Annotated in this window: 22 protein-coding genes and 1 pseudogene; 10 read left to right on the top strand and 13 right to left on the bottom strand. The window is 58.7% G+C overall.

Features of this window, described 5'->3' with window-relative positions; genetic code table 11:
* Nucleotides 1–65: 65 nt before the first annotated feature.
* Both OKW27_RS19760 and OKW27_RS19765 read right to left on the bottom strand, forming a co-directional pair.
* Nucleotides 66–308, bottom strand: coding sequence for a hypothetical protein (locus OKW27_RS19760; RefSeq protein WP_429334523.1), 243 nt, complete (start codon nt 306–308; stop codon nt 66–68).
* Nucleotides 309–698: 390 nt separating this feature from the next.
* Nucleotides 699–1700: a sigma-54 interaction domain-containing protein gene (locus OKW27_RS19765; protein WP_429334524.1), complete on the bottom strand. Its 1002-nt coding sequence runs from the start codon at nt 1698–1700 to the stop codon at nt 699–701.
* 540 nt (nt 1701–2240) lie between these two features.
* Here OKW27_RS19765 and OKW27_RS19770 point away from each other — a divergent pair.
* Complete coding sequence (locus tag OKW27_RS19770) at nt 2241–3233, top strand: IS5 family transposase (protein WP_429334568.1); 993 nt, start codon at nt 2241–2243, stop codon at nt 3231–3233.
* A gap of 625 nt (nt 3234–3858) precedes the next feature.
* Nucleotides 3859–4683: a hypothetical protein gene (locus OKW27_RS19775; RefSeq protein WP_429334525.1), complete on the top strand. Its 825-nt coding sequence runs from the start codon at nt 3859–3861 to the stop codon at nt 4681–4683.
* 37 nt (nt 4684–4720) lie between these two features.
* On the opposite strand, the gene OKW27_RS19780 is transcribed toward OKW27_RS19775, so the two are convergent.
* Complete coding sequence (locus OKW27_RS19780) at nt 4721–5440, bottom strand: IS6 family transposase (protein ID WP_429334526.1); 720 nt, start codon at nt 5438–5440, stop codon at nt 4721–4723.
* A 221-nt stretch (nt 5441–5661) separates the two neighbouring features.
* Between OKW27_RS19780 and OKW27_RS19785 the strand changes: the two genes are divergently transcribed.
* A protein-coding gene (locus OKW27_RS19785) for an IS3 family transposase (RefSeq protein WP_429334527.1) occupies nt 5662–6839 on the top strand; the annotation gives its coding sequence in 2 pieces (ribosomal slippage) (nt 5662–5917 and nt 5917–6839; 1179 coding nt in all).
* A gap of 64 nt (nt 6840–6903) precedes the next feature.
* Entirely contained in the window at nt 6904–7485 is a 582-nt protein-coding gene (locus OKW27_RS19790; protein WP_429334528.1) for a LysE family translocator, read from the top strand.
* 518 nt (nt 7486–8003) lie between these two features.
* Here the strand turns inward: OKW27_RS19790 and OKW27_RS19795 are convergent.
* The gene (locus tag OKW27_RS19795; RefSeq protein WP_429334529.1) at nt 8004–9731 is read right to left on the bottom strand and encodes an HAD-IIB family hydrolase; all 1728 of its coding nucleotides are present in this window, start codon (nt 9729–9731) and stop codon (nt 8004–8006) included.
* 741 nt (nt 9732–10472) lie between these two features.
* On the opposite strand from OKW27_RS19795, the gene OKW27_RS19800 reads away from it, so the two are divergent.
* A complete protein-coding gene (locus OKW27_RS19800) occupies nt 10473–10730 on the top strand; it encodes a hypothetical protein (protein ID WP_429334530.1) in 258 nt (85 codons plus the stop codon).
* 1354 nt (nt 10731–12084) lie between these two features.
* Nucleotides 12085–12369, top strand: coding sequence for a hypothetical protein (locus OKW27_RS19805; RefSeq protein WP_128585829.1), 285 nt, complete (start codon nt 12085–12087; stop codon nt 12367–12369).
* Between the two features lie 316 nt (nt 12370–12685).
* On the opposite strand, the gene OKW27_RS19810 is transcribed toward OKW27_RS19805, so the two are convergent.
* The 3 genes from OKW27_RS19810 to OKW27_RS19820 form a co-directional block, all read right to left on the bottom strand.
* Entirely contained in the window at nt 12686–13798 is a 1113-nt protein-coding gene (locus tag OKW27_RS19810; protein ID WP_429334531.1) for a helix-turn-helix domain-containing protein, read from the bottom strand.
* Between the two features lie 436 nt (nt 13799–14234).
* Nucleotides 14235–14765 (bottom strand): GNAT family N-acetyltransferase, encoded by a 531-nt coding sequence (locus OKW27_RS19815; RefSeq protein WP_429334532.1) that lies wholly within the window; start codon nt 14763–14765, stop codon nt 14235–14237.
* A 205-nt stretch (nt 14766–14970) separates the two neighbouring features.
* Nucleotides 14971–15429 (bottom strand): Lrp/AsnC family transcriptional regulator, encoded by a 459-nt coding sequence (locus OKW27_RS19820; RefSeq protein ID WP_429334533.1) that lies wholly within the window; start codon nt 15427–15429, stop codon nt 14971–14973.
* Between the two features lie 124 nt (nt 15430–15553).
* Between OKW27_RS19820 and OKW27_RS19825 the strand changes: the two genes are divergently transcribed.
* Nucleotides 15554–16084: an RBBP9/YdeN family alpha/beta hydrolase gene (locus OKW27_RS19825; RefSeq protein WP_429334534.1), complete on the top strand. Its 531-nt coding sequence runs from the start codon at nt 15554–15556 to the stop codon at nt 16082–16084.
* Between the two features lie 239 nt (nt 16085–16323).
* On the opposite strand, the gene OKW27_RS19830 is transcribed toward OKW27_RS19825, so the two are convergent.
* The 3 genes and pseudogenes from OKW27_RS19830 to OKW27_RS19840 all read right to left on the bottom strand — a co-directional run bounded on the left by OKW27_RS19830 (nt 16324) and on the right by OKW27_RS19840 (nt 17987).
* Nucleotides 16324–16812 (bottom strand): SRPBCC family protein, encoded by a 489-nt coding sequence (locus OKW27_RS19830; RefSeq protein ID WP_429334535.1) that lies wholly within the window; start codon nt 16810–16812, stop codon nt 16324–16326.
* Between the two features lie 436 nt (nt 16813–17248).
* Nucleotides 17249–17367: pseudogene (locus tag OKW27_RS19835) on the bottom strand (IS5/IS1182 family transposase); the annotation flags it as partial.
* Complete coding sequence (locus tag OKW27_RS19840) at nt 17355–17987, bottom strand: TetR/AcrR family transcriptional regulator (RefSeq protein WP_018421953.1); 633 nt, start codon at nt 17985–17987, stop codon at nt 17355–17357. The pseudogene OKW27_RS19835 and the gene OKW27_RS19840, both read right to left, overlap by 13 nt.
* 285 nt (nt 17988–18272) lie before the next feature.
* On the opposite strand from OKW27_RS19840, the gene OKW27_RS19845 reads away from it, so the two are divergent.
* From OKW27_RS19845 to OKW27_RS19855, 3 genes are all read left to right on the top strand, one after another.
* Nucleotides 18273–19166 (top strand): NAD(P)/FAD-dependent oxidoreductase, encoded by an 894-nt coding sequence (locus OKW27_RS19845; protein ID WP_018421952.1) that lies wholly within the window; start codon nt 18273–18275, stop codon nt 19164–19166.
* Between the two features lie 95 nt (nt 19167–19261).
* Complete coding sequence (locus OKW27_RS19850) at nt 19262–20125, top strand: class I SAM-dependent methyltransferase (protein WP_429334536.1); 864 nt, start codon at nt 19262–19264, stop codon at nt 20123–20125.
* Nucleotides 20126–20686: 561 nt separating this feature from the next.
* The gene (locus OKW27_RS19855; RefSeq protein ID WP_429334537.1) at nt 20687–22081 is read left to right on the top strand and encodes a serine hydrolase domain-containing protein; all 1395 of its coding nucleotides are present in this window, start codon (nt 20687–20689) and stop codon (nt 22079–22081) included.
* A gap of 550 nt (nt 22082–22631) precedes the next feature.
* Here OKW27_RS19855 and OKW27_RS19860 read toward each other — a convergent pair.
* From OKW27_RS19860 to OKW27_RS19870, 3 genes are all read right to left on the bottom strand, one after another.
* Nucleotides 22632–23348, bottom strand: coding sequence for an IS6 family transposase (locus tag OKW27_RS19860; RefSeq protein WP_429334538.1), 717 nt, complete (start codon nt 23346–23348; stop codon nt 22632–22634).
* Nucleotides 23349–23379: 31 nt separating this feature from the next.
* Nucleotides 23380–24111, bottom strand: coding sequence for an SLATT domain-containing protein (locus OKW27_RS19865; RefSeq protein WP_429334539.1), 732 nt, complete (start codon nt 24109–24111; stop codon nt 23380–23382).
* 249 nt (nt 24112–24360) lie between these two features.
* Entirely contained in the window at nt 24361–25728 is a 1368-nt protein-coding gene (locus OKW27_RS19870; protein ID WP_429334540.1) for a TRAFs-binding domain-containing protein, read from the bottom strand.
* Nucleotide 25729 lies beyond the last annotated feature (1 nt).

Genomic DNA, 25729 nt, shown 5'->3' on the forward strand with positions numbered 1-25729 from the left:
ACGATTGCAAACCGCCTCGCGCGGCTCGCACCAGTACTTCGAACCTGCGCGACGTGCGGCGCTCGCTAGCCGTGCGCTGTCCGATAGATCACGTGACCATCGTGCAGGTCGGTCTCGCGCACGACGCCCTTGCGCACCAGCTCCGCGAGCGCACGCAGCACCTCATCCACGCTCGCATCCTTGCACCGCTGGCCGACCCACCAGCAGCGAATCCCGTCGACACTGTCCGCGGCGTTCGGATGCATCCGCAAATAGTCGGCGATTCCGTGTTCGAGATCCCGCACCAGTTCGTCATCCGTGTTCGCCATGGTCGTCGCCCGACAGGTGATGGGCTGCCGCGAACCTCGGCGCCGCAACAAGGGTGCCAATGCTCGTGTATCGGGCGAACGCGTGACGCGCAGGGCTTTCGTCGCAAGAGGCCGGGCGCTCGCTGCGGATGAATTCCCTCAGCGCGCGGCTCGCGCGCCGCCGGTCTCGCATAGCCACAACTGGTCGCACGCGCGACGCTGACGGGTGGGGCGTTTCCACCCTGTGCGGCAAAAGCCCATCAATTGACAACGGGAAACCCGTTGACTATGTTGAAGGTGTCCGAGGTAGGGCCGGCCATGCCGTTGGGTTCGAATCCCAGTGCTTCACCAGGAGGTGGCGAGACAGGGATGTCTCGCCCTTTCGCAACGTGCCTGCGCAGACGCAGGCATTCAGTTGAAGTCCTGCCTCGTGATCCCGTGCTTGCGCAACAACTTGCCGAGGTCGCTGCGATCCTTGCCGGATAAACGCGACGCAAGGCTCAGATTGCCGTGCGACTTCGAGAGCAACGCCTCGATATACGAGCGTTCGAAATCGGCAACTGCCCTCGCCTTCGCTGACTTGAAGTTTCCGATGGTCAGCGGCTGCGCGGCGCACGACTCATCCCGCGGGCCGTTGATGTGCCACGCATCGCCACGTCTGCTTACGCTCGAGATCGACAACTCCCCCCCGTTCGTCAGGATGAACTCGCGCGAGACGAGGTTTTCGAGTTCGCGCACATTCCCCGGCCAGAAATAGTCATGCAGCTGATCGAATGTATCGGGACGAAACGCTTTGGGCGGCAGGCTCGAGCGCTGATTCAGACGTTCGAGAAAAGTCTGCGCAAGCACGGCGACGTCGCCGTCGCGCTCGCGCAGTGGCGGCAGATGCAGCGCGAGCACGTTCAGGCGATACAGCAAATCATGGCGGAACGCACCTCGCCGCACCATCGAGCTCAGATCGGCGTTGCTCGTGCCGACGATGCGAACGTCGGCACACCGCACGCCCGATGAACCGACCGGCCGGTATTCCTTGTCCTGCAGGAAGCGCAGCAGCGAGACTTGGGCACGCGCATTCATCGCCTCGATTTCGTCAAGAAAGAGCGTGCCGCCGTCGGCTTGTGCGACGAGTCCCTGACGCGTTTCGCGCGCGTCCGTGAAGGCTCCGCGCACATGCCCGAACAACTCGCATTCGACGAGCGTTTCGGGTAATGCACCGCAATTGACCGGAATAAAGGGCCTATCACGCCGCGCGCTCAGGTAATGAATGGCGCGCGCCACCAGCTCTTTACCGGTGCCCGTCTCACCGGCTATCAGCACCGTCAGATCGCATGCGGCGAACTTCTCCGCTACTGCCATCGCCGCAAGAAACTGTTGAGACTGGCCGAACAAATTGAACCGCGCCAGGTTATGCATTTTGGCCCTCCGGTCGCGATATTCAATAACGGGTGGTGCAATAGAAAAAAGATGAAAGCCAACGATCCGTGGAAGTGATGTCCAGCGCGGTGATTACGACAGTTTAGTGGCGCACGCAATCCCGGCAAGGGGTTTTTCTGGAAAATCTTCCGAACGCGTGAGAGTCTCGACGAATCGGCCGTATCGCCGTGAGTTGAATGGAGTGAGTCATCCAATTTTTTAACGGATGCAAGATCATTTTTTCGGTTCGAACAGCGATCCGACGACATCGAACCCGCCTTCTTCCGATACGAACTAGATCGAATGAATTTGAGTAGCAGGTCAAAGCCACACCGAGCCGTGGACGCTTCCCTGACCCGCCGATTCGTCGCCGCGAATCGCGGCGCTACCCAATTCGCATCAAATGATGGATATTAGTACAGCGTCGATCGAATTCTGTGGAACAGCTAGGGAAACGCTGATTTATTCAGCTCGGTGGTCATCGCTGGCGTAGCCGAGGACGTTATAGAAGAAGGCAGCTTACGGAACAGACTCACGATGATGAAGAGGCAGATCGGCTTCGCAGAAGCGGAAATTTCGGGCAAGAAGAGATTGACGAGGCGCCAACGCTTCCTGGCGGAGATGGAGAAGGTCGTTCCGTGGCAGCGCTTGCTGTCGGCAATCGAGCCGCACTATCCGAAGGGCACGCGAGGCCGCCCGCCAATTGGCCTGGAGCGAATGCTGCGAATCTACTTCCTGCAACAGTGGTACGGGCTGTCGGACGAAGGACTGGAAGACGCGCTGTATGACAGCATCGCGCTGCGAGCCTTCGCCGGCATCGATCTGGCAGTCGAGAACGTGCCTGATGCAACCACGCTGTTGAAGTTCCGGCGCCTGCTGATCGAGCACGAACTGACACGGAAGTTGTTCGACGAGATTGGCATCTCGCTGTGCGAGCGTGGACTGATGATGAAGGAAGGCACGCTGGTTGACGCGACGATCATTGAAGCGCCGCCGTCAACCAAGAACGCCGGGAAGAGTCGTGACCCGGAAATGCATCAAACGAAGAAGGGAAACGAATGGCACTTTGGGATGAAAGCCCACATTGGCGTCGATGCCGACTCGGGCCTGATCCACAGTGTGGTTGGCACGGCGGCCAACGTGTCGGATGTATCGCAAGCGCATGCCCTGCTGCACGGACATGAGGAGCAGGCGTTTGCCGATGCGGGCTACATTGGCGTAGACAAGCGCGAGGAAATGACGGGCAAGACCGTGAAGTGGCACGTCGCTGCCAAGCGGGGAAAGATCAAGGCGATGCAGGCGGGAGCGCTGAAGGACTTGGTGATGGCGGTCGAGCGAACCAAGGCGCAGATCCGTTCGCGGGTTGAGCATCCGTTTCATATCGTCAAGAACCTGTTTCATCATCGCAAGACCCGATACAAGGGCTTGGCCAAGAACACCGCGCAACTGTTCAGCCTGTTCGCTCTGGCGAATCTGGTGATTGCGCGAAATCTGTTGCGATCGGTCCATGGGAGCAATCCGTCAAGCGTATGAAAAATGCGAGCAGGGAGGCTCGTTTACGCGTCCAATTCACCGAATTGAGCGTCGATTTGCTTCGTCATACAGAAAATTCGACGCCATCTCGCCTGCAACTTGGGCAGTTGGTCCATTGATCAGCGTTTCCCTAGCATTAATACGCCTTTTCCGATCCGCAGTCCGCCATGATTCGGTCGAAATATCTCGGCTATTCTTCGGTTAGGTTTCCAGAGTAATGATATTTAGTTTGGCCTACGACCGACGGAAAGCCGTCAATTTGTCAGCAGTACGTTTCTCGTCCCCCTGAATTTACCGAAGATAGCGCCCGGCATTTTTGGCGTGCACCAGCACGCGAACTCGATGCGCCGCTGAAGATAGGCTCGCGTGATTGCGCGGCGGCCATGCAAAATTTTTTTGCAGAGCCAGATACGCATCCTATTTTAAATACTGATGCGCCAGAGGTTCTCTATAGAAGATTTGTGCAAAACGGGTGACGACCGTCGACGTAAAAAAGGCATTTTCCGGCGCATGAGATCACGCGGTTATTCCCCGTGGCGGAAATTCGCTTGGTGGAACGAGTCCTATGAAGCACAGAAGTCCTCTTCGTCGCCGCACGCTCTGTCTGTGGTGCGCTCGCGTCCCCATGGAGTCGAAGCCAGCGGAGCACAAACCTGGCCGCTTTGTCGCGCTACTCGATATCGTGACGAAGGCGCTCATTCCGATCGTGCTGGTCTGGTCACTTTTCATCGTCGGGCTCAATATGAAGGCCCGCACGCTGGTCGAGCCTGTTTCCGTGCCGACGGCGCTAAGCGGTACAGGCGTGACCGACGTAGCGTTGCAGCAGGCACTCGTGATCCAACTCGACAGCCTGATCAGCGACGCGAGACAGACGATGCCGGGCGACATCGAAGATCAGATCGAGGCGGACGTGCCGCAACCCGTGATCGATATGCCGGGTACCGGCATCTCTTTGCAAAGCTTCGTCCAATACACGAAACAGTTGCTGGGCATCGGGGACGTGATGATCCGCAGCGTGCTGATTTCAGATGCAAGCGGCTACAAGGTTCACGTCTATGTCACGGGTACTTCCGACGCGCTGGATACCGAAACCACTGCCGAAAAAACGCCGCTGGAAGCGCTCTCCCGCGCAGCAATGCTCGTCATGCAAAGCTACGACAAGTTCGTCTACGCTTCAGCGCTGGCAACGAAAGACAGAACCGCGTGCTACGAGCGAGGAAACTGCGATTACACGGAGTCGATCAAGGCCTTGCACGAGGTCCTGAAGGATGACTCGTACGTTCGGTACCACAAGTGGAGCTGGCTTGCCCTTTCGAAAGTGGACGAGGATCGGCACGACTTCGCGGGGGAGGTGACAAAAGCGCTGCTGGCAATCCGTCAAGATCGGACCTTGTTCTGGGCTTATTACAACTGGGGCATAGGGCTTAGCGAAGGGTTCTGGTGCAAATAGACGGTCTGGAAGAGATGGTTCCTATAGAAAAGATTTCTTATCGAGCAGACAGGACAGCATTCCAGACGGCGGGCGCAGAGGTATCTTTGAGGCCAAGCTTCGCCAGGTTGAATTGGCCTTTGCGAATGCGATGCGTCAACTCAATGCCTGCCAGAGTGATCGCAGCGTTCCTGAAACGGTTGAAGCCGAGCATGACATTCGTCCGGGACTTGACGTGGCGATGGTCCTGCTCGATCAAGTTGTTGAGATATTTCGAGGATCGGACCTTGGTGTCCTTCGGCAGCAGACCGTCGGCCTTCATCTCCCGCACAGCACGGTGTGAGGCGGCATAGCCATCGAGCGTGATGGTCTTTGGTGGCTTGCCCTGATGTTTGGTTGCCTTGCTGAAAAAGGCTTTGGCCGCCTTCACGTCACGTTTCGCCCTGAGCAGGAAGTCAACCGTCTGACCCGCTCGATCCACCGCCCGATAAAGATAGACCCATTTGCCGCGGATTTTCAGGTAAGTCTCGTCGGCACGCCACGACGCGCCCGCTGGCGCGCCGAAACGGTTCCAGCGCTTGACGAACTCCGGCGTGTAACGCTTCACCCAACGCAGGATCGTCGTGTGGGCCAGCGACAGGCCACGCTCGGCCATCATCTCGACAAGATCACGCAGGCTGAGCTTGTAGCGCAGATACCAGCGCACGCACAGAATGATCACGTCGCGGTTGAAGTGGCGACCTGAGAACAGTTCGTCCATACTCTTGAGCTTGCTCATTGTCGGATGATGAGATCGGGGGGCAACACTTTAACCGATTCACCTTCACTATTTGCACCAGAACCCTTCACGCATGGTTTATGGCAAGCTATATTTTCAAGATCCCATCGAGATCGAACCAGAGAAAACATGAGCCTCAATACATACATGCTGTTTGAGCTTGCCCGTAAAAAATGGATCCCTTGCTGAGTGTGTAAAACTCACGCGAGGAGGAAGGAAAGATGGGTAATCCGAGAGCACGGTACACGCAGGAATTCATGATAGAAGCCGTGCGCATGGTCCGCAACGGCCAGAGCATGGCGGCGGTGGCAAAGATACTAGCCATTAGCCCGAAGACGCTGCACAACTGGGTTAAGGCCGATGCCGCTGGCAAGCTGAACGGCGCAGGCAAGCAGGTTTCTCCCGAACAGATGGAGATTGCCCGGCTGCGCGCGGAGTTGGCACGCGTGAAGATGGAGCGCGACATATTGGAAAAAGCCACGGCGTACTTCGCAAAGGTGTCGGATTGAAGTACGCCTGGATTGAACTTCACAGCCGACAATGGCCGGTTTCCCTGACCTGCCAGGTGCTGGGTGTCAGCCCCAGCGGTTACCATGCCCGCAAGGCCCGGGACGTCGATACGGAGCGTCCGCGCCGACGTATCAGCAACGACGCCCTGCTGGTCCACATCATCAAGGCCGTGCACGCTGAATCCAAAGGCGAGTACGGCTGGCCGCGGGTGTGGAAGAAGCTGCTTGCCCAGGGCATTCGCGTCAGCAAGGATCGTGTCCAGCGGCTCATGAAGCTGCATGGCATCAAGGCGAAGACCAAACGCCGCTTCAAGGCCACCACCGACAGCAACCACAACCTGCCGGTCGCGCCGAACCTGCTGCAACGCGATTTCTCGCCTGCTCGCCCCGATCAGGCCTGGAGTACGGACATCACGTACCTCTGGACTGACGAGGGCTGGCTGTACCTGACGGTCATCCTCGACCTGTTCAGCCGTCAGGTGGTGGGTTGGTCGATGCAGCCACACATGCGCACGGAGCTGGTGTCTGACGCGCTGCGTATGGCGTGGTTTCGCCGCCGGCCGGAAGCGGGCCTGATCGTCCATAGCGACAGGGGTAGCCAGTATTGCAGTCATGACTTCCAGGACCTGCTTAAGGGCTACGGCATGCGCAGCTCGATGAGCCGTCGAGGAAATTGTTGGGACAACGCGCCGACCGAAAGCCTGTGGGGATCGCTCAAGCGAGCACGCATCCTTGGCCAGCGCTTTGCAACGCGTCGCGAAGCGATGGACGAGGTAATCGACTGGTTGAGCTTCTACAATCATTCGCGCTTGCACTCGACGTTGGGCTACGTCAGCCCGATGCAATTCGAGCAGGACTGGCACGCCGCCCAGAACCAACGGGTGGCATAATCTCCGCTCAGTTAAGGGATCCGAAATTCGCGGGCAACGTCAGTTCGTCGGCGCGAGTCTTGTTTTGTGCCTCGTCCCAGGTCCCGATATGTTGTTCTTGCTTGGGCGAACCATTGCTCAGGGGCGTACGGCAGGTCTATGCGCCGCGTTCGGGATTAATCTCGGCGCCTACGTCCATTTGCTCGCTGCGGTAACTGGTCTCTCAGCACTTGTCTTAGCATCAGCGACGGCATTCATCGCGGTGAAGTGGGTAGGCGCTGCATACCTGCTCTATCTCGGCTTGGGAGCATTGCGCTCTAATGGAAGCTTTGCTGTTCCCGTCGGCGATGCTAGGAAGAGGGCGTTGCATCTCATTTTTTGGCAAGGGTTTCTCAATGACGTCTTGAATCCGAAAGTCGCGCTGTTTTACATCGCATTGCTTCCCCAGTTCATGAATGCACACGATCCGAGTCCTGTGAAACATCTCGTTGCGTTAGGCGTGGTTGGCAACATGGTTGGGATAGCAACGAGTATTACCTACGTGTTTCTCGCAGCGCGAATGACGAGCGCACTTCGCCGCAACCGGGCAATTTCCTCCTGGTTGACCAAGGCGATGGGGGCTCTGTTTGTTGGACTAGGCCTGAAGTTGGCAACAGAAAAAGTCTGATGCAGCTTTCCTCCCATCGCGCCAACGATCGAGGGTCCCGCAGACGGTCACTCCGGCAGACCCCGACGTTGGTAATCGGCTGTCGCGGTGACGACTTCAGCGATTGTCAACGATCTAGCGGCTGGTGTCGAACGACCGTTCGTGGCCGAACCCGGGCGGATGCCAATCCGGCGATGTATCACGGGCCGACTCTCCGCGTCCGGCAGAGGTCGACCCTCATTAGGCCTTCGGGCTAGCGGAATACAATATGGCGCCTACGGACGCGGAGCCGACGCTCGAACGTCCGCACGAAGACGCGTATGAATGACGCTTGATGCGTGCTGCCCGATGCGCTTTTTGCCTCGCGACCACCCAAATGGCCAAATGCTACGCCGACATACAGCTTTGATTTTGGCGAGAATTGTATTGCCGTTTGAACTATAAGAAAGCGCGAGAGTCGCGTCATTTCCGGGTGCCAGCAAAGCCTCGCAAAGCCTCGCCCCGAGCCACTGGGCTGAGAAGACCCATCAAACTTTAAACTATTCAGCTTTTGTGTATCGGCGTTCTATGGCCGCACGGATCTTTCGCCGGCATTCCTGAATATCCGCTTCAGCCGCGTTTTCAATGCCCGCGATCTCACCTGCTAGTTCCGGGTCCTTTATGCAATCGCGCAACCAACGAGAATAGTCTCTCGCCCGAGCATGGTAGCGCCATGTCTCGTCATCGACGCCTTCGCCGATCTGACAGAACATTTCCAAATTTTGCGCCCGCAGATTAAGCGCGCCGTCCGGACCGCGAAAATAGAAGCTTGTATCCTCACCGAGCGTCCCCGAAGCATATTTCCGCACATGCCGACGATGCTCCGCGCTTGGCGGGATCACATGAACCTCTGCGGGTTGTTGCCCCTCACCAATCGGCCATACCAACGCGCAGCCGGCATCGAGAGCGGCGGGAAGACTTTCCGGAGCAGCCAAGCCAGTTGCTGCCGCAAATTTCGCCACAGTATCCCCGATGGCGATTCCGAGGGCGACCAACCATGTCGTGCCGATAAGCGCGGATTTCGCCATATGGTCGGGATGAACTGTGATGAAGGCCACCCGATCGAAATCCGAGGGCAAGCTCTTGGCCATTGATTCGTTTTGTGAAGGCATCATATGATGCGCCTCGTCGATTACCAGCCAGTGCGGCCGACCGGTTCGCACGCGGAGGTCAATCAACTTTGGCATCAGGGATGACAAAAAATTCGGACGGTCGTCCAGTGGCAGTCCAAGAAGACTGATCGCGACGTTGCGATCCGGATACTCGAGAAGCTCGGTCACGTTTTGCAGAGATGGTGACCGCTCAGCGTCGCCGACGCAGGTAACGCCTACAAAGCCCTCGTAATCCCCCTCCGGATCGATGATGCAATACTGCATGCCGGCAACTGCGAGGCGCTCGAGAAAGCCCTGCGTGAATGTGGATTTTCCACTTCCAGAGGTGCCACAAATAAGCATTCGACCCGATCGGCCGACCTGCATCGAAACCGGTTCCAGTTCATCGGAGTTGGCGTCCATCACTGTGCCGAGTGCCACAGTATGACGGTCGCTACAGGCAACCTCCGTCAAATCGTTGTTCAGGATGCCATCCACGACTTCGGCGACACCCGCTCCGCGCGGAGAGTCTGTTACCCAATCTGCGGCCGCCTTCAGCATTGGAACGGCGTTCGCGACGGCGACTGAGCAGCCGCAGGCGTTTAGCAAAGCATGATCGTTCTCGGCGTCGCCCACGCCCACGACATTGATCGAGGCTAGAGATAGATTGCGCAGCGCGGCCTTCAGCCCGGTGGCCTTGTTGATCCCCGGCGGCAACACCATTACCGCGCCCTTGTTGAAAATGATCTGCAATTCAAGCCCGAGATCCTTGACGGTTTCCAGCACGATGTCCTGGTTGGGCTCCCAAGTCGCGACGATCACATGACCGACGGACAGGGGCGTGACGCCACGGTCGCGAAGCTGGTTGACGAATGCAGCCGGCGGCGGCTCAGCCAACAGATCGACCACCTGGGTCGCGGGCCGATAGAGAACGCCGCCATTTTCGGCGACAACCTCCTCGAAGATGTCCAGGCGCGGGCAAACCCGTTTTAAATCCTCAAGCTCTCTTCCGGTGGCCAGGATCAGGCGCCGTCCGGACTCGCGAAGGCGTGCCAGCGCCTCGAAGGTGGAATCCTTCACGACCCCATCTTCTGCGATCGTCCCGTCATAATCTGTTGCAAGCGCGTAGAAGAACATGGCCGCACACCGTCTTGGATTGAGAGTCCAATTCTGAGGCCCGCGTCGTGACAGAAAGGGAATGAACAAGCGTCGACTGCTTCACGAAGGGTCTCCGGTCAGTTCCCGTAACGCACCACTCCGCGCCTTGCGAATAAGATCGGCACTCGACCGACAACGCAGCCGACATTGACGACGCAGATAATGCGTACTTTGTCCAGACCATTATAGTATTTATCGCGCGCGTCCTCTGCCGGACGCGGTCCGGCACCTAACTTGCGCAGGCGGACCCTGAGCCGACATTGGCCGGGCCAAATTGGGCGCCAGAAAGCGGACCCTCGCGTCGAGTATCAAACCCCAGGGTTACTTTTCGGTTTGTCATCTGCCCTCAGCTGGATGAATCGTTGGCAGTGGTTGATGCCCGTCGCGGCTCGCACGAACGGCTCATCCGGCAAAGGTACGTCGACTGGCCGTATATGGCCGCGGCCGCCGGATGCGTCGGGCTCATGTCGACCCACTCGGCCGTTCAGTCACAATTTCCGGCCGTCCGGTTCTGGATGGCTGGATGACGTTCGGCTTCGGGAGTAGGAGCAAGGTCAAACTGCCAGAGCGGCACATGCCATCCAAGAAAAGATGTTCCTTCACGCTCTCAAATTTTGTCGCGTTAGGGCCTCCCAAGGTGGGGGGCGAGAAAGCGTACACTGCTAGTCAGTAAGCTATCCGATGGCGTGGTTGTTTGCCTTTCCAGAAGTTGGGCCGTCTATGAACAGAACTTACGCCTACAAAGGCTTCGAAGTGACCGTGGGTCTGAAGCCAAGTGGCAATGAAGGTGTCTGGTTGCGACGGCCTCATGGCTTCGTATCTGTCGTGCGCATCAGAAGTGCCGGCGCTATCGGCGACGCGTTTAAGCCGATAAGTTTGATGGCAGATGGCCAGCGGCCGTTCGCAACGGAGGCCGAGGCGTTTACGGCGGGGTACAGCGCTGCACTGCGGCTGATAGACGACGGCGTGGTGCTCTAGCACCGATAGCGGTTGACGCGGGCTGAGGACTCTGCGGTTTCTAGGGGCGACGTCACCAGGAGCGGCCTCTCGCGCGACGGAATCGAACGCCTCAAGTTGGCCGCGTGCTGCCCGATCCGAACGGTATCCGCAACCCGAATGCCGCGCGCCCGCGATCGGCAGCGCCCGACCCACTTCTGCCCCTCGACCGACGGTATCTCAACGGGAGCTTTAGCTGCGGAGCAGACAGTCGGAAAAGTCGTTCGGAGGGAGGCGCGAGCGATGCGCCGGCGTGGGCGCTACACTCATATCTGTACTCCGACTGCGATGACGATGGAGACGGCGAGGATCCACAGCTCGATGGCGGTGAAGCGGGGGTATCCGATCTTTTTCATCGTCTTCCTCTCCTTATGACCCGCAGCCCGAACTTCATTGGGCATTCCCGGCCGGCAAGTACCTGGCTCTGGCCGTCGTCGATGTGCAACAAATCAACGGCTTGTACCTCAGCCGACGGTGAAACCTCGGCCCGAGGTCGAGGTCGACGCGCCGTACTTGGCCGGGGTCTGCGCCTGGCTACCGGTGGCAGGCGCGTTCCGCCGCTCGCTGACCGCTCGGTAAAAAAAAGCCGGCGGAAGCCGGCTTCGAAGCAGGTTCCGTTTTTCCCAGGGGTGCGGAGGTAGGAACCTGAGGAGACTCATTGTGTCAACGCGTTGGCCGGGTGATGTCCTACAACAGTTCACAAGCGTCCAAACTAAGACCTGCCGATTCGATCCTCGCCTCCTAAATAACAATCGCACCGTCCATGGAACCATGGTATGCGGATGCTCCCAAGACGGCCATTCTACGAACGGTTGCCGCAGTCGTACGCGAGCGTCGGGCTCTTATACTCGTGTATATCATCGAGACGATGAAGCGGGTCGGGCGTCGAACAAACATATTGCAGTACAACAAGACGGAGCGTGCCTGCCCGAGCGGCGGGTACTGCGGGGTAGCAGACGTCGGAACGTCCGCGAGAAGGTGCCGACCAACGTCAGTAGCTGGCCGATCGGCGCCGATGCGGCAGCCTGCCCTCACACTGAAATGACGGGCCGAGGACATTTTGTCAATCAAGGGGCTCTACGGGTGAATCTGACACGCGACGCCGCGTTCGTATCAGGCGACACGCGATTTGCACGGCCCCTAGGAAGTTTGTGAGACACACGGTAAAGCGTACCAAGGAAGCCGCGGTATTGTCGTACGGAAGAAGGCTTTTTTACCAGATAAGGGACTCCCGCATTTGCCCGGGAAAACTCAGGGGCCGTCGCGATGTCGTGGGCGAACGTTGGCCATGGCATCGCTTTGGCGGAAGGTGCTAGACGTACGATCAGAGATAGCCATGAGCAGCACAAAAAAACAACCGACTTCGACGGACGGGGGCCTGTTGCCGGCCAGCCTCGCCGACGCGCAGCTCGACCACTTCGAACGCATAGCCCAGTACGTCACGCGCGTGAACGCTGAAAACACTTTTCGTGGGCTCGATCACGAGTATTGGGAAAGGCGCCTTGGCAGGTTGGCGGAAACACATGACCTTGTAGCCGTTCAGCGGCGCCGGGTCTTCCGGCTCCTCGACCTGCTCAAGCGGCACGCATCGGTCAGCATATGCAACCGCACCGCTGCCTGACGCCGGCCGGGGAAAACCGGACGTCAGCCTGGGGGCCGATAAGAGAACACGGTGGCGATTCCGTTCCGGCAAACGGGCGCTCGCGGATAATGTCCATCTAGGGTTCCTCCCTGTGGACCGGTCAAGTACGCCGCTAATCATGCGCCGTGTACCAGTCGGGTGAGGAGGAGTCCATCCCATTGTTCCTGGCCGGCTCCTGCCGATTTATGCCGCGGCTACAACCCGCTCCCGGCAACTTGACTTTACAGACCGCAGTCCGATCGGCGCGGGAGTCACCGCAGTCGAATAGCACCGCGTGCTCAACCTTCTTGCGCATTTATGTGGTGCCTGCCGCCGGCCAGGTAGCATGTCGCTCCAGCCTGTCCTGTTCGCGTCGGAGCAGCGGGGCATACCCGTGCAAGTCCCGCGGCGCGATATCAAAGGCGCGACGGAATGCGCGCGTAAAACTCGACGCACTATTGAAACCAAGCCCCGAGGCAATGTCCTGCACTTCGAGATGAGGAAAGCGGACCAGTTCATCAGCCGCCATTCGCAGCCTGCGGCTGGCGATATAAGTGGCCAGGCCGCCTTCATGCTCGAACAGTCGGTACACGCTGGCGCGCGATAAATGAAGCGACGCCAACACGCTGTCAGGCGACAAATCCGGGTCGTGCAGATTGGCCTCGACATAGCGCCGAACTTGTCCGTACGCTGCGGCGCGCACCGCAGCGCGAGCGTTACCGGATAGGCCCGCTTGTCGGCTGAATGCCGCGGCCAGCAGTTCGACCGCGGTGAGAAAAGACTGATGTGCCTCGTCTTTGCTCAGGCCGACGATTTGTCGATTGAGCGCGACCAGATGAGCAATCAGCATGCGCGTCAAGGGCGTCGTGGCTTCGACCTGGCGGCCATGCAGCGACGCGGCGTCGGGGAACGCTTTTTCGACCAGGGCGCGCGGCACAAAGAACAGCAGTATCCGGCTATGAAAACTCCGGACTGTGCACGGCTGATCCATGTCCAGCGCGAGGATGGTCGGCCCGGAAGATAACTGCGGTGCGTCGCGCCGTTGCTTGCCGCCCAGGAATTGGCCGGGCAGACCCTTCAGGAACACGCTGAAGCTAACGTCGCGTATGCTTTCCGTCGACACTCGTCCCAGCGACCGCACGGCCAGATTGGGACTGGTGCGGAAATCGAAAAAACTCAGATTGTCGATAGTGTAGCGAGAGAGCGCCGCGTCGAACGTCTCGTCACCGTGCTTCGAGGCAGCCTGGATGTCGTAGACCGGATTCATGCGCTCCTGCCAGGCGAGGAAGCTGTGACGGGCGTCGCCTTGCACGCTGAAATTGCTGTGCACGATGCCCGGCGCAAGCTTGGGCGGCTCCGGCGGTAACAACAAGTGGCTCAATGGCATACGGGCGGGCTGGCGACAGTTCGTTGGTCCATTGGTGCGCATCGCTGGTTTCCGTCCAGTTGTGGTCCGCCCGGTGCGGCGAGTTTCCATGTCAAGTCAGAAGGCCGCCCCGTGCGCGCCTATTGGGTGACAAAGAAGAATATCGTGTCCGGGCTGCCGAAGCCATGGAAGGCTTAAAGGGACCCAGGCGGTTCGTAGCCTTCATCCAGCCGGTCCATCAAGAGAACAAATCGACAATCGGATCGTGCAGCTAGGGCGCATTCTATCTGGCAATCCGCGCGCGAAGGTCAGCTGTCTGGGGCAAATTCGACGTTCGGATGTCCGCTTGAAAGCGTTGGTCAGCGTCCGTAGCTGGCCGGTTTGCGACGATCGTGCCCGCCCCGAGATTGCCCCTCGTCGGTGAGCCCTCTCGGGGGCGAATTTCCCCTGCACGCGGCGAGCACTCGCGCTTAACCCGGTTTTCCGTTCCTATGGCGCCTCAAGCCCCGTTTACGCAGGGATCGAGGTGGCATTCAAAGTGCACCAAATCGTACCAGGTTCCATGTAGCTTCATGCTACGTCGAGCCGTCCCGTACGCTACAAAGCCATTGCGCATTAGAACACGAGAGGATCCTTGATTTTCGGGCCTCACCGTTGCCTCGATTCGCCACAAACCCAAGTCGGCGCGAGCTTTTCTCAATGCGAGTTCAACTGCTTTCGTTGCGTATCCATTACCACCGAATCGCTCGCCGATCCGATATCCGAGCGACGCTTTGTTGAAGTATGGACGCGTCACCCCTGTGAGGTTGACTCGTCCTACTATGATCCCGTTTAGCTTTGCCAAAAACTGATAGGCCCTGTCAGCCGATTCATCGCTTAGAGCTGTTTCAATCGCATACCGCACGGCGCTTAGATTGTAGTAGCTATCCTCGCGAGCGTTTATCCAACTCTCGAAGTAAGACCGGTTCTCAAGTTCGAACTCAAGCAGTGCCTCTGAATCTTCTAACGTCGGGGTATGAATCGCTACCATAAAGTTCTCTTTGGCGGGCTGGGTCGATGGTTTTGTCGCGGCTTTCCCCAAGCCTGATTGTCGACGATATACGCGGCGGTGGCGACCGGCCGGAATTGGCCGATCACTGCCTCATGCAATCGGCATACATCGTTCGAACTTCACAAGGCAGCGATCGGCGGCACGCGACCCGGAGCGGACACAGGCCTCTCTACGTAGCAGCCGCTCAAAGTAGCGAGCCGCGGATAGTCTTCGGGGGATAACTCGCCAGCACGACAGCCGTGGTCACCGGCCCGAACTTCGCCAGCGTGTCGATCGCCACCTCCAGTTGCGCCATGTCTTCGACCACAATCCGTACCATGAAGCAGTCTTCGCCTGTGATGCGATGCGCCTCGATGATTTCGGGCATTGCTTCGAAGCCACTCAGGCAATGTTTGATCTGGGCATGCGTGGTCCTGATCCGGACGATGGCTGCAATCCCACGGCCTACGAGACCGGGATTGATCCGCGCCGCGTAACCTTCGATTACCCCTTGCTCCTCGAGTCGCTTTATACGGGCAGTGACCGCTGGCTGCGAAAGTCCGATCTGCTTGCCAAGTTCGGTGTTGCTGATCCGCGCGTTGCTCTGAAGAGCCTCTAGTATTCGCCAATCCAGCCGGTCCAACGTTGTCTGCTTAGGTTTCATTTGTGCGGTCGGGCAACTTCGGTCGATTTGACTGGTTGAGGCCATCAATTCATTTGATTTGGGATGTTGCCAGAATTCGCGCGCTTTTACACTGGAGGCTCATTCAATGATGGAGAGTTAGCAAATGGTCTACCCTGTGTTCGTTGTTCCCGGTATTGGAAATTCCGGTCCACTGCACTGGCAAAGTGTATGGGAGGCATCGCATCCCGACTGGCAGCGACTCGTTGTCGAGGACTGGGATCAGGTTGCATGCGACGATTGGGTATCTGCAATCGAACATCAATTGGCGCAAAGCGACGACGACACTCTTATCGTGGCGCACAGCCTCGGATGCCTCGCGGTGGCGCATTGGGCGAGCCGATATTCGCCCCGAGTTCGTGGAGTGCTGCTCGTCGCAGTGCCGGACCCTTCCGCATCGGCGTTTCCCGTGGCGGCCGCAACCGGATTTGCTCCTTTGCCATCGAAACAGCTACCCTTTCCTACTATCGTTGTATCCAGTTCCAACGACCCGTATGGCAGCATTGAGCACGCAGGTCGCTGCGCGAGAGCGTGGGGCAGCAAGCTTGTCGAAGTTGGAGCGCAAGGACATCTCAATGCAGATAGCAACCTGGGCGATTGGCCTGAAGGATTCAGACTGCTGCAATCGCTGGGCTAGGAAGGTTATTGCGATGAAATCGTGCCTCGGTGACGAGATTGTCGCCGATCTCCGGTATGAGGCGGAATGACCGTTCGTGGCCGGACAGCGACCGACGGTCGATCGCCAACCGGCGGCGCTTGGGTTCAAACTTCAGTCTGCTCCATCATCTCAAGCGCATCATCTGCCTCGATGCCAAGAGATACCATCGAGGTTAGGGGGAACCGCTGCACAGCGCTCAATCCATTGCCGCGCTGGATTCATCGATGCTCGATGCCGAGCAGCCGCGCGTCCAGCCGCCGCGCTAGCGCCTCGCCGCCTTCGCGCATTACTGCATCGTGGTTCCATTGGAAAACCGGTCTTAGCAACGGCGCCAATGCATTCATCCATGCGCGGTTCGTGTGCACGCACCAGTCGTAACGGACCACGGTAAGGTTGCGTCCGTCGGTCGAAAAGCTCCACCGGCCGGCGCCTTCGACGTCGCCACTGGCTTCCCCCTCCAGCGCGACCAACGGGTCGACGCGCGTCACCCGCATATCGAACACGAGACGATAGGGCAACCAGCCTTTCCACGTATAGCGTTGTACGACACCGACGCCCTGATCGGACCCAGCCTCTAGCTGGTCCACCCGCTCGACGTTATCCCACCACTCGGGCCATCGCGCCGAATCATGGATTGTCGCCCAAACTTCCTGCACTGGCGCATCGATGCGCCAAATGGTGGAAAAGCGGTATTCGACCGTCCGCAAGCTGCCTCCATTGTTAGTATTCTTCTAGAGATTTTGTCAGATGCTCACTGCACTTGCCATCATCGGCGAAACGGCATGCGTTTCCTTCGGTCGATATCTCGTCGAGCAAACTGCAACGTAGGACAGCTAGAGGCAGCCGACCAGTGCACGAAAGCAGACGGCCAAAGGCTTCACCTCAGCCCAATCCCGCCGACTGCTGCCTGACGCGACCGCCTCAGGCCGACCCGTTGCAGCCGGTCGAGCAGTCTCTGTTCTAAGGGTAGGTATCGGAGTGGAACGGTCATTCCGTGCCGTCGCCTGGGGGACAAGTCATCGGCCTCTGCGGACGCTTAGACCCGTGAGTTGGTGAGGCGGCTTACGCCGTGCAAGGATGACGTCTTGCTCGACCCTCGAATTGCTCTCGATGCGGTGGAAGCGGTGCGGCACCTGGCTCGAATGCAGCGGCCTCGCGCATCAGTCGTTCGCGCGTCATCCACAGATTGCTTAGAGCGAACAGCGTGTGCAACTCTGCGGGTTCTTCATCAAGCCGCGATAGCGCAACTTTAGATGCCACCGTGCGCGGCGATGAACATGGCGACGGCCGACCGGCAATAGGATTCGATTTCGTTGTCATCCTCTGCTCTCGCCTCATCGAAGCGTGCGACAAGCAGAAGATCGGATCCTTTGAAAAGCGCGGCAAACAAGCGGGCGGATCGGAGAGCATCGGGTACGTTCAGAATCGCTTTCGCGTGCAACTGACGCAACACGGCCTCGATTTGGGCGATGACATGGGCGGGCCCGGCTTCGTAATGGAGCTTGCTTAACGACTTTTGATTCGTCTTGTCGGCCAAAACCATGGCTTCGACACTGCGGACGTCCGGGCTCAACAGCGTGCGAAGCAGGGATGATCCCACCGCCATGAGCTGATCTTCGGCTGAACCGTCGACGCTTTCAGAAAGGGCCTGGGGTGCAAATTGATGGCAGTGGGCCACCATGGCCGCGCTGAACAGCGCCTCCTTGTTCTCGAAGTGCCGATAGATGCTGAGCTTGGATATCTTCGCCCGCTGCGCGACCTTGTCCATGGTCGTCGCTTGAAAACCCAATTCCACAAAGAGCTCGCAGGCGGCGTCGACGATCGTTTGGCGAAGCGCCTCGTTGGCGGGCCGGCCGCGCCGGCTCTGGCTGTTTTCGGTCACAACAATTCCAGTACTTGACAGTATTCAAATTCTTGCACTACGATACCACGCAGTATCTTAAATGTGCAAGCCAAGGACAGGTTTCAACCAGTTGCCCAAATCAGGTTTCCCCGGGGCGCCTGGCGATATCGAATGCGGGATTGTGGGGCCGATCAATACAGCCATCAGCAACTTTCTCGCCAATGCCGAAGCCCTACTCGCTGACCGTCTCAAGCGCGTATCGCTGGACGATATTGCACACCACGCCCAGCCCACCCCTCCAATCACAACACGGAGCCCATCACCATGGATGACGTCATCATCATCGGCGGCAGCTTCGCCGGCCTCGCCGCCGCCCTGCAGCTCGGTCGTGCCCGCCGCAAGGTCACGGTTCTCGATACCGGCCGGCCGCGCAACCGCTTTGCAGGCCACTCGCATGGCTTGCTCGGCCACGATCACAAGCCACCGCTGGACATCCTGGTCGAGGCGCGGCAGCAGTTGACGCGCTATCCAACGATCAGGCTGGTCAATGCCCGGGCCGAGAGCGTGTCTGGCGCCATCGACGATTTCTGCGTCGTCACTGACGATAACGAAAGCCTGAGGGCGCACCGCCTGATCCTGAGCTATGGCGTCGCCGACCAGATGCCTGATGTTCCGGGCTTTGCCGAAAGCTGGGGCACGTCCATCGTGCCCTGCCCCTATTGCGACGGCTTTGAAGTCGCCGGCCAGCATTGGGGCCTCGTCTGGTCCAGCCCGCAGTCGCACCAGTCTGCCAGGCTGTTCCGCGATTGGACGGACAAGCTGACTGTCTTCGCCGATGGTCATGACATTGCGCCCGATATCCAAGTCGATCTGGCGCGTCGCAACATACCTGTCGTCGATGGCCGGATCGTCGAGATCGCCCATCACAAGGGCCATATCAACACCGTCAATCTCGATACCCGCCGCAATGTCGCGGTCGACGTCCTGTTCGCCCATCCGCGCAACAAGCCGTCCGCACGCCTGCATGAATCACTGGGCCTCGCCACGGTCGATACGCCCACCGGCATCGTCCTCAAAGTCGACGAGCGCCGCCAAACCAGCATGCCCGGCATCTACGCCGCTGGCGACCTCGCCACGCCCTTCTTGCCCTCGGTCACCCAGGCTTCATCGCAGGGCGCGATGGCGGGTATCTTCGCCCAGCAGTCGATGGTGGTTTGAGAGCACAGATCCCTGCTCTTGTTGCGTCGTCGCCTTCGAAAAGGTTGGCGTAAATCGACGCGGCGAAAGGCGGATCGTCGAGTCAAGGAGATGACATGGCAAAGCAAAGTGCTGATCAGGTGGGTGACTGGAATGGTCAAAGCGGGGAGCGCTGGGTCGCCAACCAGGCCCGGCTCGACGCTCTGGTGGCGGTGTTCGGCCAGGCCGCGATCGAAGCCGCCGCGCCCGCGACGGGTGAGCGCGTGCTGGACATCGGCTGCGGCGCGGGTGCGTCAAGTCTGGCTCTGGCCGCTCGCGTCGGCGCGGGGGGCCAAGTGCTGGGCGTGGACATATCCGAACCGCTGATCGATCGAGCGCGCGCGCTTGCGCGCCACGATACGCCGGCCCTGTTTCAGGTGGCCGACGCCAGCAGCGCAGAGCTGCCCGAAGACGCGTTCGACATTCTGTTCTCGCGTTTCGGCGTGATGTTTTTCCCCGATCCGACAGCGGCGTTCGCCCATATGCGACGCGCGCTCCGGCCGGGCGGCCGGGTCGCTTTCGTCTGCTGGCGCGGTGCGGCCGAGAACGATTGGATGCGACTGCCGGTGGGCGCGCTCAAGGACATCGTCCCGCCGAGCGCGCTCCCCGATCCCGAAGCGCCCGGCCCGTTTTCGTTCGGCGACCGGGAGCACGTGGCGCGCATCCTGACGGCGGCCGGTTTCACCGAAATCGTTATCTCGCCCTTCGACGCGGCCGTCCCATTCGGCGAGGGCGAAACGCGGGACGCGGCGATCGACGACGCAGTGAGGATGACGCTTGAGGTCGGCCCGCTGTCGCGTGCGCTCGCTGGTCAGCCCGACGACATCCGCGCCCGTGCCTCCGCCGCAGTTCGTGCCGCCTTCGCGAGCCTCCCCGGCGAGGGGTCGGTGATGATCAACGGCGCGGCATGGGTCGTCATGGCACGAAATCCGGCAAGCTGACAGGGATTAACAGGGGAGATGCCTCCGCTCGGTGGAACAGGGCGTCTTTGGCCGGCCAGATTGATGTCCCTTCTGGCCGCTGAACGAGCGCTCGCCTTGCGACAATCAGATGGCCGGTTGCGAAGCAGAGCCGGCGCCTGAGCGGCCTTCCGGCGGCGCATGTGACCGGCAGTTTGTGGCCGATAGCGCCAGTTCGATGAACCTTCTATAGAGCGGCCGCTGAAATTTTCAACGACCGCATACCGGCGATTGCCGTGAATGCGTACTCTCGGCCAAAAGCCGACGTCCATCGATGGAGGTCGAATCGCCAACAATCGGTTCCCTCGTGGGAGCGCCGTTCTCGTGCGGCGGTTGCGCACCCGCCGCACGCCGCGCCTTATCAAACCGTACCTATCAGCGCTCGGGAACGACGTCGAACGGTGTAGCCAAGATTGCAATCGTCGCTATTTTTTTCTTCAAAACGTTGTGTAGACTCTTACCTCGGAAAAGAACTGCTTACGCGCCAATGGCATTACTTTCCTGTGGTTTCGTTCAGGCGCGCGCCTAAGGGACAGCAAATCAATGGACAAGAATACCCAGGCTGCCGCTCCGGACCCTATCGGGCAGAAAATCACAGAATTACTCGCTGCGATTAACTCAAACGACCGCCTTGCAGTTCGAGCGTTTCTGGATGAAAACGTCGTCTCCCCGCCGGCTTCGCAGAAACATCCTGCCCGAAACGATCTCGAATGGTTGCTTGGCCTTTTCCGAATTACGCAGGGCGTGGACTTACTGTCCTTCGCCGAAGGAACGAATAACTCGACGGTGGTGGTCACCGTCGAGGACCGAGTGTACGCGGGATGGCACGAAATTCGATTGATTATGGAATCTGGTGGGTCAGGACGCATATTCGAGATGACCGCGAGGCCAACTCTCACGGGAAACGCAACTCGGACACAACTGGCCACGACGGATTTGGCTGAGCAGGCACGCGAACTCTGCGTGAAAGGATTCAATGCCGGTGTGTTTTCCGGGGCGGTGCTCATCGCGCACGGGGGTGAGGTTCTGTTCGAATATGCATGTGGTCACGCAAACAAGCGCTTTCACATCAATAATGGTCCGGATACCAAATTTAACCTGGGGTCCGCGAACAAGATGTTCACTGCCGTTGCGCTCGCGCAGCTGACAGAAACCGGTCAGCTCAGCTTTGAGGACTCTCTCGACAATTATCTGAGCGATGAGTGGCTTCCTGCCTCCGTGTCGAGTAGGGTAAAAATAAGACACCTTCTTACCCATACCTCTGGCTTGGGAAGTTACTTCAATGAGACATTTTTCAAGACTTCCCGTGACCTTTTCCGCAGCATAGACGACTTCAAAGTACTCGTTCGGGACGACAGCCCTGCGTTCGAGCCTGGAAGTGAGTTTCTATACAGCAACAGCGGTATGTTGCTGGCAGGTGCCGTTATTGAACGGGTAACTGGTGCGGACTACTTTAGTTATGTTCGCGATCGAATATTTGTTCCGTGCGGAATGTTTGACACCGACTGCTACGACATCGACGACCCCATCGAAAATCTCGCGATGGGCTATGCTCCCACATCGCAGAATCGGTCCGGGTGGCGCGAAAACATATTCACCCACGTTGCCAAAGGCGGACCGGCAGGCGGCGGTTTCTCAACCGTTCGAGATCTTCACCGATTCGCCACGTCGCTCTTGTCCGATCGCCTGATCAGTCGTAAGACACGTGATTTGCTGTGGAGAGATCACATCGGGGCGCAGTATGGGTACGGATTTTTTGTAAGTGGTGAGGGGAGCGACTTAAAGGTCGGCCACGCTGGTGGTTTTCCGGGCATCAGTGCAGACTTCGAGATTCAACTGAATGGCGGTTTTGTTACAGTTGTGTTGTCTAACTACGACCTTGGAGCATTGGAACTATCACGGCGCCTGCATGAGCTAGTTGACCAAATATATTTTTGAATTGTCTCGATTCTCGCAACTAGCTGCCCTCCGCTGAATCTGCTTCAGCGGCCGGCACGACCGTCGAAGATGAAGTTTGAATGTCCGCTCTGGAATCCGTCGAAAGACCGCTGCGGGTCGGGAGCGTGAGCCTCTTTCATGCGAAGATGACAATCACCCAAGCGTAGTTGAAGGTTGAAGGCGGCGTTTCCCGCTAGAAGCCCAAGAAAATCGAGTTTGTCGCAGTTGAAGTGTAGCTTCTCACGAGCGTCTCCATTGTGATTCTGTTGTGATTCAAGAATTCACAGTTCCTTCAGTTTCGATTGCTGGTTAATTAACCTGTCACGCTACAGCATGGGGGCGGTATTTCGCACGCGCAGTCGCTGTTCGAATAGCCCTATATTAAGGATGTTTTCCATAAATATTTTTCGGGCGTTTCAATTCTACTAATTGGCGTAATTTTCCTCAAAATTTCAGTCGATCAGCAGTGCGATGCAAACAGCCTTGATCTGGACGGCTCTGGTGCAAATAGGTGGTGTGGACAAGATTTTCGTATAGAAAGGATACCTCATCAAGCAGACAGGACGGCCTTCCAGACTGCGGGCGCAGCGGTATCTTTGAGGCCGAGCTTCCCGAGACTGAATTGGCCTTTGCGAATACGGTGTACCAACTCAATACCTGAAAGAGTGATCGCTGCGTTCCTGAAACGTTTGAAGCCGAGCATGACTTTCGTCCGGGACTTGATGTTGCGGTGGTCCTGTTCGACCAGATTATTGAGATATTTAGAGGATCGGACCTTCGAGTCCTCAGGCAGCAAGCCGTCGGCCTTCATCTCGCGCACGGCGCGGTGCGATGCCGCGTAACCATCAAGCGTGATGGTCTTCGGTGGCTGGCCTTGATGTTTGATTGCCTTCCTGAAAAAGGCTTTTGCCGCCTTCACGTCGCGCCTGGCGCTGAGCATGAAGTCTACCGTCTGGCCCGCCCGATCCACCGCTCGATAAAGATAGACCCACTTGCCGCGCAGCTTGAGGTAAGTCTCGTCGACACGCCACGTCTGGCCGGTGAGTCTGCCAAAGCGGTTCCACCGTTTGACGAACTCCGGCGTAAAGCGCCGCACCCAGCGCAGGATCGTCGTGTGCGCCAGCGACAGACCCCGTTCCGCCATCATTTCGACCAGATCGCGCAGGCTAAGCTTGTAGCGCAGGTACCAGCGAACACACAGAATGATCACATCGCGGTCAAAGTGACGGCCTGCGAACAGTTCGTATAGGCTCTTCGGCTTGCTCATCGTCGGCTCTCAATTCGTTCAGCCCGATACCTTAACCGATTTGCCCCCACGCTATTTGCACCAGAGCCGCGGCTGTGCCGGTTTGATCGCCCGGCGCACCGCTCAGCGACACTTTGAGGTTCGGATTGTGATCAAATGTGTCGATCATCTGGCTGAACCGCTTCGCCCATTGCTTCGTTTCGTCTTCCGCCAGCCATTCGATCTTGATGACAAAATCGCGCAGAATCGACATGAAAGGCACGGGTGTCTCCTTGCCCATCACGGCACCTTGCGCCTCTGCCATGGCTTGCGCCCAGGTAAAGCGAAAGTCCGCCAGCAGAACTTCGAGCCTCGCTTGCGATTGACGGAAGCGAATCCACGAACCGGACGCATCGAAGAACTGGTCGAAGACCACGAGCGCGCCCGCAATGGCCAATAAGACATAGCCTATCTCCGCTAGCGGCAACGCAGCGATTATGTCGAGCCAAGTTGAAGGGGCGTTCGGCGTCTTGCCGACTGCGGCGATCTTGACTAGAAACGTAAGCAGGATGGGTGCGAGCGTTCCGAGTGCAAACAGCAGTAGTGACGTGAAGCGGATCCGCTTGGCGACGGCAGCGCGCTCAGCGGCCTTTGCGTCGTACCAGTCGATCCGGTCGGTCGCGTGTGTGACGGCCGTCGAGAACAACTGGCCCAAGGTCGCCTCCCACGCAGCCTCCTGGTATTGATCCGGCCGGGCGGGAAATTGCCGGTATGCGCCACCGTGTGCTTCATTCGGAGTAGCCATGATGTTCTCGCGATGAACCTGCTATACGCATCGGTGAGCAGTTTGCAGAGCTCGTCGTTGCGAGTTGCCAGACTTTTTCTTCATCACGGTGTCGAGTTGAGATGAAGACATCAAAGAACTCAGGAATACTCGCTTTCTCTTCGGCCACGATAACCCCCGTAACGACTGCGTGTTCCTGGCGCTTCCAAATGCATGCACGGCACCTCCTGCGGAGATATCACGGGGTGGAGAGCCCGCGCCGCGAACGCCTCATGTCCCGTCGCTTTGTATGCCCGATTGCGTGGCCAGCCAGTCGGCCACCGCGACGAGCCGCGCGTGTTGAGCCTCGTCCGCGACCAGCCGCGTGGCCACGCGCATATCGTCCAGCACACTCTTGATCTTCCACCGCGTGACATCTTCGCGGGCCACCTTTTGCGCGAGGTCCTCGGCGAGATCCGCGTTACCGTCGTCGAAGGCGAGGGCTAGCCACGTCGGCCTTAGCCATTCGTCCGTGATGCCATGCCGGAATGCGCGGTCGCAGGCAGCCTTCGCGAGCGCCAACGCGGTTTGCGCGAGCTTCAAGTCTCCGTCGCGATTGCGCTCTCGGTACAGACGCGGAAGATTCGACGCGCAGTAGAACTCGTTCAGGTCAAGATCCATGCCCCGCTCGTAGTAGTCGATTGCCTGGTCGCGCAACCTCGACCGCGTTTTCGGATCGTCGGTCTTCTGGTACAGCCGTTTGTACCGGCCTCCCAGCAAGCCGAAACGTTCTGCCGACGGCCCGGCTGTCGCCACCAAAGCCTCTAGTAGAACGATCGCAGCTTGCACGTCGCCCGTCTCCGAAACGGCGAACGCGCGCTGGGTCTGCACCTCGGGCTTGTCGCGGTATTCCCGCGGCAGCTTGTCGATGAAGTCGAGCAGCTTGCTCCAGTCGGCCTTTTCCTCGATCGAATCACGCAGTAGCAGCAGCAACGCGAACACCACGCTCCCAATCAAGGGCGGCACACCGTGCTCCTTCACCAATTCCTGCGCCGCCTCCATGCGCTCATTCCTGGGTAACTGGCGCACGTTGCGCACGGCGGACTGGAACACAGCGAGCTCCATCATGTGCTGCTTCATCGTAGATGCGAGGGCCGGATCCGGGTTGCCCGGGAAGCCGCTGATTGCCTTGAACATCGGCGATTCGCCGTCCGTGAGCGTACTGATGCCGGGCATGATGCACTCTTTAATGTGCTGCGCGGTGTCTTTGTCGATATCGCCGTTCGAGAGCGGATAGCGTACCGTGCGCATCTGCGCCACGTCGAAGAGCGGCTGCGACCAGTCCGCCGCGAGCAGCACGCAGCCCGTCTGCCTGGCCGCGTGCCGGATGCCGACCTCGTAGTAGACGTTCCCATTGGGGATGGTCATGTCGGCGAGCACGAGGTCCGCGTAGAAGATGCGCTCGAGCATCTGCGTGATAATCATCGAGCCTGTGTCCTGATCCGCGCGCACGGGCTCGTAGCCCAGCGCCTCGATCACGGGTACATAGGCCAGGTCCCATAATGCATTGAAGTCGATCTCACCCGGAGCGTGCGCGGGGTCGGCCTGCGTCCGCTTGCGCCCGTAGGGCATGATGACGAAGCAAAACGGTTTGGGCATG

The sequence above is a fragment of the Paraburkholderia sp. 35.1 genome (assembly GCF_050436525.1).
In the GTDB taxonomy this organism is placed as follows: domain Bacteria; phylum Pseudomonadota; class Gammaproteobacteria; order Burkholderiales; family Burkholderiaceae; genus Paraburkholderia; species Paraburkholderia tuberum.